Source organism: Serratia sp. JSRIV001 (assembly GCF_019968745.1).
In the GTDB taxonomy this organism is placed as follows: domain Bacteria; phylum Pseudomonadota; class Gammaproteobacteria; order Enterobacterales; family Enterobacteriaceae; genus Chania; species Chania fonticola_B.
This window is the reverse complement of sequence record NZ_CP074147.1, coordinates 1,891,043-1,909,300: the sequence shown is the minus strand read 5'-3', so window position 1 is coordinate 1,909,300 and position 18,258 is coordinate 1,891,043. Positions and strand designations below refer to the sequence as shown.

Annotated in this window: 19 protein-coding genes; 4 read left to right on the top strand and 15 right to left on the bottom strand. The window is 50.9% G+C overall.

The window, feature by feature from the left end:
- Positions 1–26: 26 nt before the first annotated feature.
- The 12 genes from KGP17_RS08720 to KGP17_RS08665 form a co-directional block, all read right to left on the bottom strand.
- Complete coding sequence (locus KGP17_RS08720) at positions 27–647, bottom strand: hypothetical protein (RefSeq protein WP_223499171.1); 621 nt, start codon at positions 645–647, stop codon at positions 27–29.
- A 58-nt stretch (positions 648–705) separates the two neighbouring features.
- A complete protein-coding gene (locus KGP17_RS08715) occupies positions 706–1,227 on the bottom strand; it encodes a fimbrial protein (RefSeq protein WP_223499170.1) in 522 nt (173 codons plus the stop codon).
- Positions 1,228–1,242: 15 nt separating this feature from the next.
- The gene (locus KGP17_RS08710; protein WP_223499169.1) at positions 1,243–1,731 is read right to left on the bottom strand and encodes a fimbrial protein; all 489 of its coding nucleotides are present in this window, start codon (positions 1,729–1,731) and stop codon (positions 1,243–1,245) included.
- A gap of 35 nt (positions 1,732–1,766) precedes the next feature.
- Positions 1,767–2,312 (bottom strand): fimbrial protein, encoded by a 546-nt coding sequence (locus KGP17_RS08705; protein ID WP_223499168.1) that lies wholly within the window; start codon positions 2,310–2,312, stop codon positions 1,767–1,769.
- Positions 2,313–2,353: 41 nt separating this feature from the next.
- The gene (locus KGP17_RS08700) at positions 2,354–3,073 is read right to left on the bottom strand and encodes a fimbria/pilus periplasmic chaperone (protein ID WP_223499167.1); all 720 of its coding nucleotides are present in this window, start codon (positions 3,071–3,073) and stop codon (positions 2,354–2,356) included.
- Between the two features lie 15 nt (positions 3,074–3,088).
- The gene (locus tag KGP17_RS08695) at positions 3,089–5,572 is read right to left on the bottom strand and encodes a fimbria/pilus outer membrane usher protein (protein ID WP_223499166.1); all 2,484 of its coding nucleotides are present in this window, start codon (positions 5,570–5,572) and stop codon (positions 3,089–3,091) included.
- Positions 5,573–5,640: 68 nt separating this feature from the next.
- Positions 5,641–6,147: a fimbrial protein gene (locus KGP17_RS08690; protein ID WP_223499165.1), complete on the bottom strand. Its 507-nt coding sequence runs from the start codon at positions 6,145–6,147 to the stop codon at positions 5,641–5,643.
- Positions 6,148–6,225: 78 nt separating this feature from the next.
- Positions 6,226–6,783, bottom strand: a complete 558-nt coding sequence (locus KGP17_RS08685; RefSeq protein WP_021805087.1) for a fimbrial protein — start codon at positions 6,781–6,783, stop codon at positions 6,226–6,228.
- A 356-nt stretch (positions 6,784–7,139) separates the two neighbouring features.
- Positions 7,140–7,628 carry a hypothetical protein gene (locus KGP17_RS08680; protein WP_223499164.1) on the bottom strand — a complete coding sequence of 163 codons (489 nt, stop codon included), beginning with the start codon at positions 7,626–7,628 and terminating at the stop codon, positions 7,140–7,142.
- A gap of 2 nt (positions 7,629–7,630) precedes the next feature.
- Positions 7,631–8,449, bottom strand: a complete 819-nt coding sequence (locus tag KGP17_RS08675; protein WP_223499163.1) for a winged helix-turn-helix domain-containing protein — start codon at positions 8,447–8,449, stop codon at positions 7,631–7,633.
- Between the two features lie 206 nt (positions 8,450–8,655).
- Positions 8,656–9,003: an antibiotic biosynthesis monooxygenase gene (locus KGP17_RS08670; protein WP_209524092.1), complete on the bottom strand. Its 348-nt coding sequence runs from the start codon at positions 9,001–9,003 to the stop codon at positions 8,656–8,658.
- Positions 8,984–9,961 carry a cytochrome P450 gene (locus KGP17_RS08665; RefSeq protein WP_223499162.1) on the bottom strand — a complete coding sequence of 326 codons (978 nt, stop codon included), beginning with the start codon at positions 9,959–9,961 and terminating at the stop codon, positions 8,984–8,986. Before KGP17_RS08665 ends, KGP17_RS08670 begins: the two co-directional genes overlap by 20 nt.
- Positions 9,962–10,040: 79 nt before the next feature.
- On the opposite strand from KGP17_RS08665, the gene KGP17_RS08660 reads away from it, so the two are divergent.
- The 4 genes from KGP17_RS08660 to KGP17_RS08645 all read left to right on the top strand — a co-directional run bounded on the left by KGP17_RS08660 (position 10,041) and on the right by KGP17_RS08645 (position 13,723).
- The gene (locus KGP17_RS08660) at positions 10,041–10,724 is read left to right on the top strand and encodes a helix-turn-helix transcriptional regulator (protein ID WP_059200291.1); all 684 of its coding nucleotides are present in this window, start codon (positions 10,041–10,043) and stop codon (positions 10,722–10,724) included.
- Between the two features lie 77 nt (positions 10,725–10,801).
- Positions 10,802–11,509 (top strand): glutathione S-transferase N-terminal domain-containing protein, encoded by a 708-nt coding sequence (locus KGP17_RS08655; protein ID WP_021805092.1) that lies wholly within the window; start codon positions 10,802–10,804, stop codon positions 11,507–11,509.
- A 138-nt stretch (positions 11,510–11,647) separates the two neighbouring features.
- Positions 11,648–13,060, top strand: coding sequence for an alkaline phosphatase (gene phoA, locus KGP17_RS08650; protein ID WP_223499161.1), 1,413 nt, complete (start codon positions 11,648–11,650; stop codon positions 13,058–13,060).
- Positions 13,061–13,279: 219 nt separating this feature from the next.
- A complete protein-coding gene (locus KGP17_RS08645; protein WP_021180553.1) occupies positions 13,280–13,723 on the top strand; it encodes a helix-turn-helix domain-containing protein in 444 nt (147 codons plus the stop codon).
- A 99-nt stretch (positions 13,724–13,822) separates the two neighbouring features.
- Here KGP17_RS08645 and KGP17_RS08640 read toward each other — a convergent pair whose 3' ends face one another.
- The 3 genes from KGP17_RS08640 to KGP17_RS08630 form a co-directional block, all read right to left on the bottom strand.
- On the bottom strand, positions 13,823–14,854 hold the full coding sequence (locus KGP17_RS08640; RefSeq protein WP_059200288.1) for a fimbrial protein: 1,032 nt from the start codon (positions 14,852–14,854) through the stop codon (positions 13,823–13,825).
- Positions 14,851–17,409 carry a fimbria/pilus outer membrane usher protein gene (locus tag KGP17_RS08635; protein WP_059201996.1) on the bottom strand — a complete coding sequence of 853 codons (2,559 nt, stop codon included), beginning with the start codon at positions 17,407–17,409 and terminating at the stop codon, positions 14,851–14,853. The genes KGP17_RS08640 and KGP17_RS08635 overlap by 4 nt, the downstream gene beginning before the upstream one ends.
- A gap of 74 nt (positions 17,410–17,483) precedes the next feature.
- Positions 17,484–18,215 (bottom strand): molecular chaperone, encoded by a 732-nt coding sequence (locus KGP17_RS08630; RefSeq protein ID WP_021180550.1) that lies wholly within the window; start codon positions 18,213–18,215, stop codon positions 17,484–17,486.
- Positions 18,216–18,258: the final 43 nt, after the last annotated feature.

The window sequence follows — 18,258 nt, the reverse complement described above, 5'->3', positions numbered from 1 at the left end:
CACCCCTAATGATGTTGGTCATATAGTTAAAGCAACTCTATCGCATTGCGATTATTAAGAATGAAAGAGTAAAGCTCTTTATTATTTTGTAAGTTCAGCTTTTTCATTGCGGTTTTCTTCTGCGTAAAAACGGTCTTGACATTTTTCTTCAATATCCAGGATATGCTGGTTAAAGAGCACTCCTTGGACAGTAGCTTAATAACCTTTATTTCATTAACCGATAGCCGAGACCGACCACAAAAGTGGCATGACTTCGAAACAACACCGTCATGTTCAATGTACTTCATTTTCTCACGGCTTGCCAACTGACGAAAAACTCTTTCCATTACAATGGCCAGGGGCTCATCTCTATATATAACCGGCAGATGTCTTAAGCATTCGCACTCCAGGTTTCTTTCTTTACCATCCTGTTCACGTTCAACAATGGGAAAAAAAATCCCGTTGAAATCATGCTTGATATAAGGCATAGCCAGTAAGCAATCGGCTCTTGGTTCGACTTGGTGAAATATGATATCGGCATGTCGTACTTCACTCGGCCAATCAAAAAATTGAAATAACTTTCCACGACATAAAAGTTCCTGCTCCAGGCAAAGCCTTAGCCCCAATGCAAAGACTGCATTGCTATCCTTTATAATTACTTTCAGCATAATTCCCTCTAGAATGCTACAATGTTAAATTATCCCACTGCAATTTTGTCACCTGTTATTATGGATAAACCAAGGTAAATGCCACATTCGCGGTAAAATCACCCTCAACAATCCCTTGACGTTCAATAGCCACCTCTGATGCACTGACGTAAGCGGCAAATTTCAAGGTACGGCTTCCGTCATGGAGCAAATAAGATTTAACCGTTTTATTAATCTCCAGCGGTTTTCCATCCTCAGTCTCCAAGCCTATCGCAATACCTTCCGCCATCCCGTTTACTGCCAGCAAACCAGGCTGTTGCATGTCCTCAACACCTCTGAAGCCAATCTCAACGCTGTTCCCCAAGCTGATATCACACTCTTCCAAGACAATAGAAAAACCATAACTGTGGGTGCGTTGATGCAGATAAAGCGTATTCTTAATGACATTACCTAATTTAACGGTTTGTTTAACCGATGCCATACTGAGAGTACAGGGTTCTTCGACCAACTCACCGTGTAGATACATATTATGATCCTGCGCCAAACTGACGCTATTGACCCCCACCAGCATCCAGACACAAAATATCATCCGATAAAGCATCACGTTTCCTTCCACTTAAAAGTAGCTAGATACCAATGTTGCCACCGCATTGAATGGCCCTGCCTCCAAAGGCATCGATGCATCCTTTTTTACTGGCACCGCAATAAAACTGAACGTTATTGGGTCTGGTGCATCAAAAAATCGATTTAGAGTAATAGGCTCACCGTGAATATCTTGAATGGCAATACCCAAGTTGTTAACGTTGGTGGTCAATACATTCCCCATTCCACCTAACGTCTCGCCTTGCAGTTGTAAGCGTAATTTTTTATCCCCACCTTGCTTACAATTTAGGGAAACCGCAGTGACTTGTGCATACTTGATACCGTCTACTTTTTTAATCCCCACCCTGTCAAAATTGACGTCAATGGTTTTGCCACCGTTAAATTCACAGGCGGGTTCGAAAATGCGCCCCTTGAAATTCATAACCGTGCCGCCATCGGCTTGTACCTGCGATACGCAAAGCATCAGGAATAGGGATAGCGCAGGCAAAGATTTACATAGCATAGGGCCTCCATCCAGCGTGCGGGATCACAGACTGATTAGTCATAATTCAGCTGAAAATTAACCACTGCGTAAAAAGCGCCGGGAATAAGCCGCTCGGCCGTACGCTGTGGGATAACGTAAAAAGTTAAGCGATTATCACCAGGCATTAATAGTTGAGCCTGACTGGGCATCCCTGGCCATAACTGGCGATGTTGCTCATCCTCCAGTCGTAAAGCCAACCCCCTAGCCTGGCCTGTAACCGCGACCAGCCTCCCTTGCTGCTTTTTGCTGCGCAAGGTGATTGATACCGTTTGCTGGCCCGCTCCCCAGACCAGGTTATTGCCATATGCTGCACGGCGAGTTACCCCACCCCAGTGCCCACAGTCGCGCAACAATAAATGGAATGCTACGGGTGGCGCTTCGTCACCAAACTGGTTTAATGCATGGCTGGCGATCCCCCCCAGGCTGACGGTTTGGTCTTCAGAAACCATCTCGAGCGTACAGGCCGATTCGACGATCGAGCCTTTAACCGCCAATGAAGCAAACATGCCATCCACCTGGGCGTGGTTTTCTGCCAACGTTGGCAATGACCAAGCCGCCATTGTGCTAACCAATCCCCATTTAATGAGATCCAAGGCTTTCATCACCTTGTGCCGTTCACGCTACAGCGCTGCTGCACGCAGGTAAATGCCAGTTCAGGCCGCCCACCGTAATCGTTGATATAGGTGACAACAGGCGCGTCATAGACTGTTGATTTCACATCGGTACGGCTTTTCGGCGCCAAAGTTACCGGCACAAAGCCGTTGTCTTCACGGCCTTTTCCCCGCGCCGCAATCCCCGATACGGTGATGTAGTAAGGCGTCGGGTTTTCAATCTGGTAACCCCTGGCGGTTTTATGCAGCACCAACTGATTTTGCCAAACTGCACCGGGTTTCGTCACAATGGAAGCCGGGCGATAAAACAGCTTCACTTTAGTCTGTAAGGCAATTTGCATCACATTGGATTTATCACTGCGCGGAGGAATTTCGCGTAGATTAAAATAAAATAACGTTTCCCGATCCTGAGGCAACGCTTTAGCCTCAGGCAGGGCTGAAATTCTCACCATACTTTTGGCACCCGGTTCAATACGCTGAATCGGAGGCGTAACCATTAACGGCCCCGCGACTTTCTGCTGTTCATGATCCTCGACCCACGCCTGTGCCAAATAGGGTAATTGCTTATTCTCATTACTGATATTTAAACTAATCGCTTTGCTGCCGCCTTCATAAATCACCCTGGTGCGATCCAGAGCAATCGCGGCATAAGCCGTATGAATAGACGTGATAGAGAGAAAAACAAACGCCATGAAAGCTGATTTACTCATAATATGATCTCTTGATTACTTGATGGTGTGGCACGGTAATAATAAATTCCCTTCAACCAGCAATGGTTTAGGCAGTGATACCTGACACCCTTTTGTGCCATTCCAGTTCACACTGAGCGATTCCCCGGCAGTGATACCCGATAGATAGGCCAGGCCGCCGTCACTGACAATGGCCAGTTCTCGCCCCTTTGGGTTAACCACGCTGGCCCCAAATGGCGGATGCTTGCCGTCTGGCATGACAATTACCGCCAGTGCTTTTTCACCTTTCAGCAAGGAAAAACGCCGATAGCCAATAGCACCCTCGGTTAACGTCGATTCGACCACCCCTTTGCTGACTTCTACATCATCAGCAAGCTGGTTAATATCTACACGGGTATCCGTGCGGTAATAACTATTCATGTTCGCCAAGACGGCGATCCCAAAGCGATTACTGTGAACTGCCCCCCCTTCTATCGGTATACCAGCAATTCCCTCGGTACTTAGCATCAGACGAGTACCACCATTAGTTCCTGCTGGATGCAGTGCAGCCCCTTTTGACGTTGCGGTTAACCCCCCCTGCATGGAAAACCCGGCAGAAGTGGTGCTATTTTGGACGTAAGCCGCATTCAGGCTGATTTCGCTGCTATCACCACGGTGAGTGTAAAAGCCATTCACCTGCGTCGCCGTTTGCTGACCTCCCAGAGTGTTAACCCCGGCGGCAATTCGGTAGTTATTATTGATATCGACGTTATTGGTATAACTCAGCGCCTGATTCAAACGGTTATTTGAACTCTGTCCGCTATACCCCAAACTCTGGCCATTGCCCAACGGCACGGACAGGCTGACAAACACGGCATCGTTATAACGCTGCTGATATTGGCTACGGCTAGCAGACACGTTTAGCGACAGATCCTTATGCCCCATAAAATCAAAGTAACGGCTTACCGACAGGCTATAGCTGTCCTCCGGCTGGCGATCCCAATAGCTTTGGTGGGTATAGGTGGCATACAGGCTCAGTTGGGCAGCCGTAAAGCTTTTATTAGCCGTTATGGTATACATCTCTTTACTGTGTGCGACGGCGCTCCCCCCAAAGCGGCTATCCAGGTATTGCCCCATCGACATAAAATCACGCTCAGAAAAGCGATATCCTGCAAACGTGACCTCACTGTCAAATTCATCAAAGCGCTTGGAATAGCTCAGCCGATAGGACTTGCCTTTCTTCTCGCCGTCTAACCCTGGTAGCCTGGCGATCGACTGGGTCACATCTGCCGACAACGCCCCCAGCATAAACAGATTCCGCCCCAGCCCAACAGAAACGGCCTGATAATCATTTGCCCCAACGGCGCCGCCATAAAGCGACCAGTTGTTGGCTACCCCCCAAGAGAACTCGCCGCTAGCAAACAAAGGCCCTTCTATATGATGCTGATAGGTAGAAGGACGGCCTACGGCGGTTTTATAACGCACCGTCCCCGGCCGTGTCAGATAAGGAACGTTGGCGGTATCCACAGCAAAGGTTTGCTGGGTGCCATCTTGTTCATTCACGCGAACATCCAGCCTGCCGCTGACGGCACGGTTCAAGTCCCGGATACGAAACGGCCCTGAGGCAACGGTAGTTTCATAAATCACCCGCCCTTGTTGAGAAACGGTCACCGTGGCGTTGGTTTTAGCAATACCGCGGACTTCAGGGGCATAACCACGCAGGTTAGGCGGCAGCATACGTTCATCGCTCGCCAAGCCCACACCGGTAAAACGGAATGAATCGAAGATATCGGAATAAAAATAGCTTTCACCCAGCGTCAGCGTGGCATTCAAACGCGGTAACGCCCGGTAAGCGTACCAGCGGCTCCAGTCGAAATGACGTTGCGCCTGACGTGTTGCAGAGGAGAACTCATAGTTACCCTGATAATCTCCCCGAAGCCGCCAAGGCCCGATATTAACCCCTGCGGTACCGCTAAGACTGGCATTTCTTGAGCTTCCCCCCTGGTACATTTTGCTGGTTACTGCGTTGAAGCTATAGTCCAGCAATATTCCCGGAATGCCATTATCCCAGCGGGACGACGGCGACCAATTAGGATCGCTGTATTCCAGAAAGGCCTGAGGAGCACTGACGTAAAGCGTACCGCTGGCGATATCGCCCTTCAGCGTCAAACCCTGTAATGCAGAGAAGTCCGCACACTCTTTCTGGTGCCAAAAAATGACCTTGCTAGCAGCCTCTTCCGTCAGGCCCAGTCGGCCGACCAACTCGGCTGGGAAGCATAGCTTGGTGGTATTGGCAACGTTGGCGTCAGCATAAAAGGGGATGGTTTGTTCACGATCGGCAATATTCTGTTCATTAAGATAAACAGCCATAATATAATTGCCCGGCATCACATAGCCTAGCTGTGAAAATCGTGATAAATCAACGTTATTTCGATCTTCTGCGTCTAACACATCGAGGTTGAATTCTATTGCTTGCGATAGTTTACTGAATCCCAGTAGTGAAATGAAAATCGCCACAGTAATCTTATTGATTCCATTCATAGTTCAATCCAGAAATAAAGGTCCATTTTCAAAATACAAATAAGATTACTTTTAAGAAAAAATGAGGATCATCGATAGCTAACGACTATATTCATCGTGGTGTAGTAGCTCCCTGATGTCACTTCCTTGCCATTAGCCACTAAAAATATATTGTATTTTAATAGCATTTCACCTGAATCAATCGGAATATCAGGCAAAGGAACCCCAGGCGTAATTTTATGGCCTTGTTCATCCTGCACTATGAGTGCAAACCCACGGTCCTGTAAAGGTTCAACATATCCATGACTGCCAGGGCTAAAGGTCACTTCTATTGACTTATTTCCATCCCCGCCATCGTCGGAAAAAACGCAATTAATCAGCCTTATTTTAAATGGATAGGCTTGGCTGATCCCATTGCGCTCAAGCACTTTTAGTGGAATAGTCCCCAATTCAACCGTTTGAAAAGCATTATCCGGAGAGATTGCGCAGGCAGACTCAAAAATAGCCCCTTTTAATTTAACCGTTCCCTGTGCCCATACCGTCGTATTAAAGTTAAACAGGGTCATAAACAACAGAGTCTGGATGACCTTACACATGACAATCCATTGTTAATATCCGCCACTTAAGTCACATAAAATGAAGCATAGGGTATATACCCTATGCTTCCCTATCTATTAAGGGTAAGTCAGCGTAAAGTTGGCAACGCTGGAGAATTCACCTGGCGTTACGGTACCATCGGCTTTATTACCTTGCAGATAAGCAGAGAAGTTCAGTTTGTTATTGCCTGCCAGCAGACCACGTGCCGTAGAAGGCACGCCCAGCGTAATTTGCGTACCGCTGCCATCAGTCAAGGCAACGCCTGCACCTTTGGCAGTACCGGTGATCCCCAGCAACTTATCATTCTCAGTATCTTTAGAACCACCAAAAGTGATGACGACGTTTTTCTTCGTTGTAGTATCACACTTTTCCAAATCAATGGTAAAATTGCGTGGTGTAGAAGTTCCCGCCTTTGCCAATAATGAGTTTGACACCTGGCCAAGATCGACAGTTTGGTTAGAACTCTCAGGCGTAATTGAGCATGGCGCATCAATAATAGAACCGGTAAAGGTAATGTTACCGCTACCCTGATCGGTTTCTTTAACCGGGTCAACTACTGGTTCTGCAGCCATCGCCCCAAACGCAGAAATACCGGAAGCCATCACCATTGCCATTACAATTTTATTCATTTTCATAACTATTTCCATTCAGTTAATTTTGACTTTAAACTTCACTTGATCAAGAAGTGGCCAAGACGCGCACCTTTCTCAATTCATGCACCACAACCGTAATAATCATCTACAAAGCTGCGATGGGGATTATCTTAAGCTGCCAATTATAAAATAGTGCAATGAACTCTTCTTAAAAGATAAAAAGTAAGGTGATTTAATATAAATCACTTTAAAATCAATTACATAGTTAAATTTAAAATGATATTATATCGTTATTTAAGAAAGTTTAAGATACATAAAATAAAAGGCCATGCTCGCGAAATCTGCATGGCCTTAATTGGGGAGTAATAAGCTAATGATAAAAAGGGTTGCGTTTAGGACTACTTAACAAATCGACATAAAAGTTGCGGGATGGGATTCGTCGATATCAGATAGCCATTTTCCCCATTACGTTGAATACCGACATTAGTCCAGCCATTCGGCTCCCTGATATAACTATAAAGAAATTTTTTAGCCAAGGGTTCGGGCAGAGTATCAAATGGCGCAACATTGAGCTTGTCGGTTCGAATGAGAAATGAGTTATTATTGCTCACCGTATAACTTACCTCGGCATCTCGTTTAATGGTATATTCATTGCCTTGGTCGGTGAGTGTTCCACTATAAGAGATTACACCATGTCCATTTGAAAACAAGAAAAATATCCCCGCTTGTATAACAACCGTTTTTTTATCTGAGACATAGTCATATTGCACCTGTGAGTAACAGCTGATGCCTTCCCGAAGCTGTCTTTTATGCATATAGTCAATTAAAATGACAGCTACTGCCGTTAGTGACAGTATAGACGCAATTAAACACCATTTTCTTTTCATGATTAGCTCTCAATAAAGTAGCGATATCTGGACCTACAGCTGCTTCCTTTATCTAAAGCATCACCATCACAAACAATCAAAGACTCTCGCGGCAAACCAGTATAGAGTGAGATATAAACCCGCTCATTATTGTCACAATGTAAATCAGCCTGAATGGGTAAGTTCCCCCCATTGTTTTTCACTTTGTTTATAAAGTAACCATCAACGTATAGCTGACATTCATTATAGTCTCCCCAGTACGAGTAATGATAAAATCTGCTTTGTGTTTTGAGATAGTTACCGTAAGTAAAATCAGTCACTGCGGCAATGACAATAAAAAGTAAAATGCCAAATGAAAATACCAAGCTCACCTTTTTAAGGTTATGATGAAATAGAGTGCCATGACTACTTACATCACCTAGTCCATCATCAGGGGTAGGTGTAGACAACGTGCAACTGGCCATTTCAGCCTCATTGCCTATCCTACTATCAACGCACTCTTCATACTCAGCAATCTCTACCGTATCTGCCACCAGCATACCGCGCCTTGGGATGGTGATAATAATATCCTCCTCAAGACCTAGTTGCCGAAAGGCCTTTCGTATCATGGCAATGTTTTGGTACAGCGTATTGGTGTTAATGGGAATGCCATATTTTTCCCACACTTCCTCAAACAGTTCTTTTTGTGTAGTAATTTCAGGTTTATTTTTTAACAGAATTTGTAAACAGTTATTCGCTGGTGTGGTGAGGACAATTTCATCATGCTTGCTCCCGATATCCGTCAGAGAACCTGAGCTTTTATCGTAGATAACATGATGATTTAAGATGATTTTACTGCTCATGCGCACTCTTCTACATTAGTATTCTTAAAATTTTACTTATACGCATATAGAATAAAGTATGGCTATAGATTAATCAACAATTTACTAGGAAAATTCTCATATCACTATCACGATCTTTAAAGTGTCATTCTGAATATAACAAACCGCGCTGAGCGCGGTTAATTGTGGAGGAGGTATAACGCCAAAGCATAGCTATCAATACGAATTTAATCAGGATGAAAATGGCGGCTATCCGCTGGAGCCTCTTCACGCGGTTCCAACCCATAATCCCGCACCACCTCGGCCACCCGCAGCCGGTAGTATTCCAGCACCTCATGCCTGCCACGCGCCTGGGCCCGACGGTGTTGCTCCAGGTTGCGCCACTGCTGTACCGCCGCCTCGTCACGCCAGAACGACAGCGAGAGCAACTTGTCCGGCTCGCTCAGACTCTGAAAACGTTCGATAGAGATAAAGCCGTCAATTTCTGCCAGCAATGGTTTCAGCTCCGCCGCCAACTCTAGATAGGTTTCCCGCTGCCCAGCGGCAGCCCGTAGTTCAAAAATCACCGCGATCATCATCGTTCTCCTCGGCAGTATAAAATTCGGGTACGCGCGCATTTTGCGAAACGCGCCAACGAAAATGGCTTAACAGTTCGGGCTTAAGGTGGTGATTGAATAAATGGCCGATCCCCTCCAAGGCGATCAACCGTGCCCAACGTTCTCCCGGGCAGCGATGAGCACCATAACCGAAGGCAAAACTTTCCTGCGGCGTTTTCAACTGCACCAATACGCTCTGCCCCACCGCCAGCTCTTGACCATCAAGCAATGTAGCCTGTCGCGCAAACCTGCGGGTAGTCTGGATCGGCGGAGTTTGCTGCAACACCGCCTGGATCAACGCCCATGCCGGTTGATGGCGCTGACTTGTCAGTAACAGCGTCTGGCCGATTAGTCCGGCGGTCCCCTCACAGGCTTGGAACAGTAGCCCGATGGCATTGGCGATCGCCAACGAGCGATCGCCAATGTGTTGGCACAGTTGTTCAAACAACGGTCCATCAGCCAGTTGCATCCGGATCTGCAACTTCCCGGCAGCCGCCGCCCCCACAGCCATCTGCTCTGCGCTGCCGCCAGGAGCAATACAGCGCACAAAGTCCAACACCTCATCCACCAAGACAGATCGATCCTGATGGGCCACGCCCAATAAGTCAGCCAGTACGCAGATCGGCAAAGCGTAGTTAAACCGGGTGAGCTGCTCTGCCGTTGTCAAACTGGCCGCTAACCATTGAGCCACGTAAACCGTGGTCTGGCGGATCTCATCATCGGTGATAGCGGCCAGCGCCACCTCGATCGCTCCCTTTAATTCACGCTGCACGGCACCATCATTCATACGTACCAGAGAGGCGAAAATCGATTGAGCGGGCGTCCCAATTAAAGCTGCGGGCACCGGCTCATCCGTGGGGCGAACGCCGAGTTGAGGATGGGTTAAGGCTTCACGCACCGCTTGCCGCGATGCAACTGAAAAGGGGCAGGCCGTCATGGCAATTTCCTTCCGATAAGCATAGAGAGCAGCCATTGTCGGGTTAGACGAGCAGCAATACTTCGGTTATTCTCGAAGTATGAATGACAATACGCTTGAAGACCGCCTGGCCGCACTGACGGCCGCTATCGCCGATCGCACCCGAGCGCGCATGCTGTGCCTGTTGATGGATGGGCGCGCCTATACCGCAACGGAGCTGAGTGCGGCGGTGGACGTCGCGGCATCCACAGCCAGCAGCCATCTGGCACGCTTGCAGGAACAGAACCTGATCGGCTGCGTCAAACAGGGCCGCAATCGCTTTTACCGCCTGGCGGGCAAACCGGTGGCCGACATGCTGGAAAGCCTGATGGCGTTGGCCGGCGTAGAACGCCCAACGGTCAAAAGCAGCACCCCGGCCTCATTACGTTATGCACGCACCTGCTATGACCACATGGCAGGTGAGATCGCGGTTCAAATACATCATCAGTTGCTGGCGCGGGCCTGGCTAATCGGGGATAACGACTATCAGCTCAGTGAGTCTGGGCAGGCTGCCTTGACACAGTTGGGTATCGACTGCTCCCCGGCCCCGACCCGGCGGCGCTTTGCCTGCGATTGTCTGGACTGGAGCGAACGCAAGGCCCATCTCGGTGGCGCACTGGGCGCTGCCATGTTAGCAGCATTTGAAAAACGCGGATGGGTTCAGCGCCAGCTAGACAGCCGTGAGCTGCAACTGACCGCCACAGGTCGAAAAGCACTGAGCGCACATTTTGGCCTGGCGCTTTGAATACCTGGCGCGCTAGCTTTACTGCCATACTCAATGAGTTTTCCTGTTGACGATCCCGTCGCTTCCGAGGAGTTATCATGTCCGATATTACCCTGTTCCCGATCGCCAAACGTTGGCCCGCCAAACATCCTGAACGGTTACAACTCTACTCGCTGCCGACCCCTAACGGAGTGAAAGTTTCCATCATGCTCGAAGAGATCGGCCTACCCTATGAGGCCCACCTGATCGACATCGGCAAAAATGAAACCTGGACGCCGGAGTTCCTGTCGCTCAACCCTAACGGTAAAATCCCGGCGATCCTCGATCCTGCTGGCCCGGACGGTAAGCCGTTTGCGCTGTTCGAGTCCGGGGCAATCCTGCTATATCTGGCAGAGAAATGCGGCAAGTTGTTACCCAAAGACCCCGCCCAACGTTATGAAACCATCCAGTGGGTATTTTTCCAGATGGCGTCCGTGGGGCCAATGTTCGGCCAGCTAGGCTTCTTCCACAAATTCGCCGGGCGCGAATATGAAGACAAACGGCCGTTTGAGCGCTACCAGAAAGAGTCCAAACGGCTGCTGGGTGTGCTGGAAGAACGGCTGCAAGGGCGTGATTGGATTATGGGGTCGGAATATACCATTGCCGACATTTCTCTACTCGGCTGGGTACGCAACCTGATCGGTTTTTATGAAGCGCGCGACGTGGTGGAGTTCGACAATTTCCCCCTTGTTGGCCAATGGCTGGAACGTGGACTGGCAAGACCAGCCGTACAACGCGGCATTAATATTCCTGCCCGCCAAGTCTGATAACCTATTGGGATTGCCAGGAAAGGCTATCCCTTTTCCCACCTCGCTCGTCATAAAAATGTCACTTTCCTGCTCTACTCTCCGATGTAACAAAATAATGCCAACAATATTTTTGTATTACGACAAGGAGCCCTACCCATGCAACAGTCCGTTTCTCTGATCGCCGGTGCCCTATTATCCGCTCTGTTATGCTCCACCGCCCTGGCTGACAACAATCAACTCAACAACCGCGCGGCTCGTGGCGATATTACCGAACCCGGCGGTGCACGCCGTTTGGCAAGCGATCAAACCGCCGCACTGCAAGCATCGCTGTCGAATAAAACCGCTAAAAACGTGATCCTGCTGATCGGCGACGGCATGGGCGATTCGGAAATCACCGGCGCACGCAACTATGCGGAAGGCGCAGGCGGTTACTTCAAAGGGATCGATGCTTTGCCGCTAACCGGCCAATACACCCACTACTCGCTGGATAAGAAAAGCCATAAGCCGGACTATGTCACCGACTCTGCCGCCTCGGCCACCGCCTGGGCTACCGGCGTCAAGACCTACAACGGCGCGTTGGGCGTAGATGTGAACGGCAAAGATCAACCGACGATTTTGGAACTGGCCAAGGCCGCGGGTAAAGCCACCGGCAACGTCTCTACGGCGGAGCTGCAAGATGCCACACCGGCAGCACTGGTTTCGCACGTAACCTCCCGCAAGTGCTACGGCCCAGAGGAAACCAGTGAGCAATGCGCCAGTAACGCGCTGGAAAATGGCGGACATGGTTCTATCACCGAGCAGTTGATTAAAACCCGTGCCGACGTCACGCTGGGCGGCGGAGCAAAATCCTTCGCTCAGTTGGCGAAAAGCGGTGAATGGCAGGGGAAAACGCTGAAGGCCCAGGCCGCCGCATTGGGCTACCAATGGGTGGAGGATGCCGAAAGCCTGAACGCGATTAACCTCGCCAATCAGCAAAAGCCGCTGCTGGGCCTGTTTGCGCCAGGCAATATGCCTGTACGCTGGAAGGGACCGAAAGCCTCCTACCACGGTAATCTCGATCAGCCTGCGGTGACCTGCGAGAATAACCCAGAGCGCAGCGCCAATGTGCCAACGCTGGCAGCGATGACCGAGAAAGCCATCGAGTTGCTGAAGAACAACCCGAACGGTTTCTTCCTGCAGGTCGAAGGAGCGTCCATCGACAAGCAGGATCATGATGCCAACCCATGCGGCCAATTTGGTGAAACGGTCGATCTGGATGAAGCGGTACAAAAAGCGCTGGAGTTCGCCCGCGCCGACGGTAATACCCTGGTGATCGTCACCGCCGACCACGCTCACTCCAGCCAGATTATTGCCGCCAAAGCTAAAGCACCGGGGCTGACCCAATCATTAACCACCAAAGACGGCGCGGTGATGACCATCAGCTATGGCAATTCGGAAGAAGGCTCCCAGGGTCATACCGGGACTCAGCTGCGCGTTGCCGCTTATGGCCCGCATGCCGCCAACATCGTGGGGCTGACCGATCAGACCGACCTGTTCTTCACCATGCGCGACGCCATGAACATCAAGTGATCCACACGGGCACAGCATGCTGTGCCCCTTCCTATCTCCCTATCCCCCCGCCCAATTCACTATACCCCTAGCCCTTGCGGAGCATTTTTCGCCACGTCAATTATCCAAGTTTACCCTTGCGTAACTGCCGATGCGCGCCTATTATCAAAGAATAATCTTGGATTATTAAGTCCCATTTGACGGTTACCCGAATGTCGTCGCTGCAGGAGAATTAAACCAATGGATCGCGCCAATATCATTCACGATTTGCTGAACTGGATCGAAAACCACCTGGATCAACCGCTGCTGCTGGATAACGTGGCTGCAAAATCTGGCTACTCCAAATGGCATCTGCAACGTATGTTCCGCAGTACCACTGGCCATGCGCTCGGCAGCTATATCCGCGAACGCCGTTTGTCGAAGGCCGCACAGGCATTACGCGCTACCCCCCGGCCGATTCTGGACATTGCCCTGCAGTTCCATTTTGATTCCCAGCCTTCATTTTCCCGGGCCTTTAAAAAGCAGTTTGGTGAAACGCCGGCGGTCTATCGCCGCACGCCGCAGCAAGATGAAGTGGCGCTCTCCTCAGAGCACAGCTATCGGCACAGCACACCGAGCCTGCATTCACTCTACAAACGCCAATGCGTAGACGAAGGCTGCACCAACTGGGTCGGCCAGCGTTAAAAACAAAAAGGCCAACGGGTGTCTAAACCCATTGGCCTTTTCAGCACCCGCTAAACGGGCGCAGCAGCGCTCTTAAGTATTGAACTGGCTGACGTCTTATCAGTTATATTCTAGGGTAAAGGTGGCAATCGACTTGATGGTGCCGCCCTTCATTTTTGCTGCGGTCTGGTAGTAACGCGCCTTGAGCGGCAAGGTGATGGTATTGGTCTGGTTGGCAATGGTATGCCCGGCATATACCGCCGTGCCGCTAGTGATTGGCGTTGAGTTTTTGCCGGTCAGCAGTTGGACACCAACGCCGCTGGCGGCATTGCTATCCTGTACCGGCTGGAGCACACCCGGTGCATTCGAGGTATCGCGGGTATAGTCAAAACGTACGTTCACCAGCCCCTCCCCTGTACCACCAGGCAACAGTTCCGTCCCCGAACCACCTACGCAGTTGATGTTAATCGAAAAGTCCTGCTCTGCGGCAGTACTGCCCACGCCTTTGAACGCCGCAGTAGCTACCGTACTCAGGTTGATCACCTTATTTTTGGAACCGGCGTCCACCGAACAGGATGAGGTGACGATAGTGATACTATTCGCCAATACGTGAGAGATCAGGATCGGTCTGGAAGGCCCCGTCCCATCCGCATAGTAAGAAGAATACTGCCCGGGGGCTAACGAACCGGTACCGGTATTCTGGGCAATTTTGATCACCTCAACCACAAAATACCCCTCAGCCAGATACACCCCGCCGTTGCGGTAGATCTCGTGCGGGTAATAGGCACCTTCCTGCGAGCCGATCTGGCGATAAAGCCGCAGCCCCACCCCCGGTACGTTGGTAGTCCAGATTTTGTCACTGATCGAACTCGGCCCACCTTGTAAAATGCGGCCGTACAACGTGCTATTACCGCTGCAAGAAATATTGTTATCCCGACTGATATCGAATTTGCCAGTGGCCAGGATATCGCCCACCTTGGTATCCGGCGTAATCAATACCCTGCCGACGTTCATGATGATGTCCTGCGGCCTGGTCGTGTTAACCCGGCATTGAGCATAAGCCTGTTGCCCGGCCAACATCAGTAACATAAACAGCATGGCTTGTTTAGGGCGCTGGCGCATGGCGGTGAATTTATGGATAAGGTTGATCATTTGCAGCTCGCCTCGATAATTTCGTAATCAGTGCTGTTTTGTGCTTTGGCCTGGTAGTTCACGGCACACTGTTGTGTCGGCTGAGTCCCCCATTTCACCAATAGCAGCCCCTGTAACGCTTCGGTACGCAGATAGATACGGCTGCCCTGGCCGACGATGCCGACCACCTGGTTACGGGTATCCAATACTTCGGCACCAAAAGGTAACGCCGTGTTGTTCGGGCCTAACGCATGGATAATCAGCGCCTGGCCTTTGATGGTCTTGAACTCCAGCTTGGCAATCGCACCGGCATAAGGCGCAATTTGCTGGCTACTGCTTTCCAGCTCAACATCGCGTGACATGCCGTTAGGATCCAACGTGACGTTGGTCATACGGTAGGGAGCAACATAAGGCACCACCGCATAACCGTTGTCATCTATTCGCACCCCAGGAGAGTTGGTGACGATGGCCCCTGCTGCATCCGGCGCTTCAACCAGCACCATGGTTTGGCCACGCTGAGGCGTCATGGTCACGCCGCCGCTATGGGCCACAATGCTGCCGGAAGCCCCGATCGACGACTGGCGGAAATCTCGGCCATAGCTGTAAGAACCGTTCATGGTGGCGAAACGACTGCGGTATTCCCCATTCACACTGGTATTGGTCCCGCCGCTCTGGTCGTTAGCCAAGGTGGCGCTGTAGCTGATGTTGTTATCCTCCCCGGTGGAGCCGTTAATCCCGATGCGGCTGCTGTCGTAGCCTTGATCGTTGTACGCCAATGCGCTGTTCAGGCTGATGTTTTGCGAGCCAATGTTGAACGGGATCGAGAAGTTCAGGAAGTAACGGGTTTCGTCGTGGTTATAAGTATCGCTGGTACGCATGGCGGACAAACCGTAGGTAACCCGGCCGATGAAGTTGTTGTAACCCACCTGATACTGTTTGGAGGTACCGCCACGGTTCCAGTAATCGCGCACCGAACCGGTGATATACAGCGATCCCAGATTGGCACCCAGCCCCTGGTTCAGCGTGAGCTGATATTCACTGCGCTGGCGGTTAACCGCATCGGCACTTAAGCCCCGGCTCTCGTTATCACGGGCATACACCGCATCACGCAGTGACAGATAGCCGGAAGTCGAGTAGCGGTAGGCCGCAATGGTGAAGTTGGTGTTGGTTTCCGACATCAGCTTGCTGTAGCTGATTTTGTAGCTCTGGCCGGACATATCGCCCTGTTTCAGGCGGGTGTTGGCCTGAGTCACGTCGACGGCAAAAGCCCCCAACGGTGTTGCCACCGCACTCCCCAGCAGCACCGCGCTGTAACCGTCACTCACGGTCGCACCGGTATAGCCGGTCAGAATATTGGTAAACCCGCGCTGATAAGTCGCCTGGAACATCTCGGGCAAGGTATGTAAATTATCATCGCGAACTTGGCCTGCGGTTAACGCATAGCGCTGGATCCCCGGGCGCAACATCTGCGCCACCGAAGCATAGGGAACGCTAAACTGGCGCACTGAACCATCGGCTTCATTGACCGTCACGTCCAGATCGCCGCCGTAGCCGGTAGGGAACAGATCGTTTATCACGAACTCGCCCGGCGCTACCGTGGTTTGGTAGATCAACTGGTTGTTCTGGCGAATTTCTACCAGAGCGTTGCTTTGCGCCACGCCGCGCACTACCGGCGCATAGCCGTTAAGGGAGTCCGGCAACATGCGATCGTCGGTACTCAGTTGCGCACCGCGAAAACCGATCGAATCAAAGAAGTCCCCGCTGGTAAACGCATCCCCCAATGTCAGCATACCGCGCACAGCCGGAATGGCACGCTGCGCATAGGTGGCCGTGTTCTGCCAATGGGTGCTTTCCTGACTACGCCAGTTCACGTTCGAGTCATGGCGCAGTTGCCAACCGGCAATGTTCACCCCGGCGTTCATCGTCAGATAAGCGTTGGTCGAGTCCGAGTTGCCACCGGAATTGGAGCTGTGCGAATTAAAGGCGTTGAAGTTATAGGACAGAAAACCAGCGGTGATGCCGCGATCCCAGAATTTCGGATCGACATAACCCCGTGCGGTACGGCGTAACGCGACCTGCGGAACGCTGACATCCATACGCAAGGTGCTAGTATTGAGGCGGTAAGACGCTTCCGGCACCCATTCCCCCAGCGGCTTGCAGCTGCTGGTCGTCACCGCCGGATCGCTGCCCATTGCCGCAGTATCGACGCCAAACTCTTCCAGAGACAGCAGGTTAAAGCAGGTATCGGCACTGTCTTTACCCGGCACGCTCTTGAATTCGATGTTCTTTTTGCCCTTCCATTCCCCATTGACGTAAACATCCAGAGAATATTTCCCCGCCAATACCGGGTTGCCGTCACGAAAGCGCGAAAGATCCACACCCTGCGCCTGGCCAACCAGGAAATTGCTGTTGAAAGTGGCTTCGACCGGTGCAGCGGCCTGGTTGGCATCGCTTTGAGCCGCTGCCAGGGAAAATGCCGGGGTGGTCAGGCAAAGGGCACTACCGGTCAACAGCAGGATGGATCTGTAATTGAAAAGTGCCGACTTGACGGCGGCAGAGATAGGTAACTCGTTCATATCCATGCATTCCTTTACCAAATTAAGCGTCCCCACCGGCTGACTTCACCTCGTGGCATGGGGCTTTCCAGGAGTTACTTTTGCTGATTTTTGCTGCGTTGAACCCGGCCACCAAAGTCATTGATGGTGGTGTACTCAATATCAGCGATGCGTGAACTGTCACCGGAAAAGGCCAGCGTTTTTTCCTGGCCTGGGGCCAGCATGTCGCCATGCGGTGCCAGCGCGACTTTCTTGCGATTGGCAACGGCATTGATTTCGGTGAAAGAAACATAAAACGGCGTGGGATTTTTCACTTTCACACCGCCCGCCACGAAGCTCCACTGCAGTTTTTCTGGCGCGTCATTGGCTACGCCGCTCAGACCTTCCGGCCGATAGAACAATTTCACACGGGTTCTGAAGGCCACCTGCAGGAAGTTTTCTGGCGTAGTGTCGGCGGCCGTTCCGGTCGGTGCAGGGGGAATTTCCAGCACGTTCAACCAGAACAGAGATTCTTTGTCTTGCGTCAATGCCGAAGTCGTCAGCGAAACACGCAGCGCCTGGCCGCCGTTAGGCTCAATACGGCTGATGGGAGGCGAAATAATAAAGGGAGCCTTGCTGTTTTCTGGCGTCGTTTCCGCGTTGCCCTCATCGATCCAGGCCTGGATCAACGCCGGCGAGGTCCCATTATTGGACAATTGGACGGTCACTTCCCGCTGTTTGGCCGGATAAATAACGCGAGTGCCGTTAACAATAACGCTGGCAAAAGCGCTGCTGCTGAAAAGCACAGCCATCAGCAATACGCTGTATTTCTTAAACGATGTTTTCATTTTAATATCACTACTATAGAAATACAGCGGGGGAAAAGTTTCC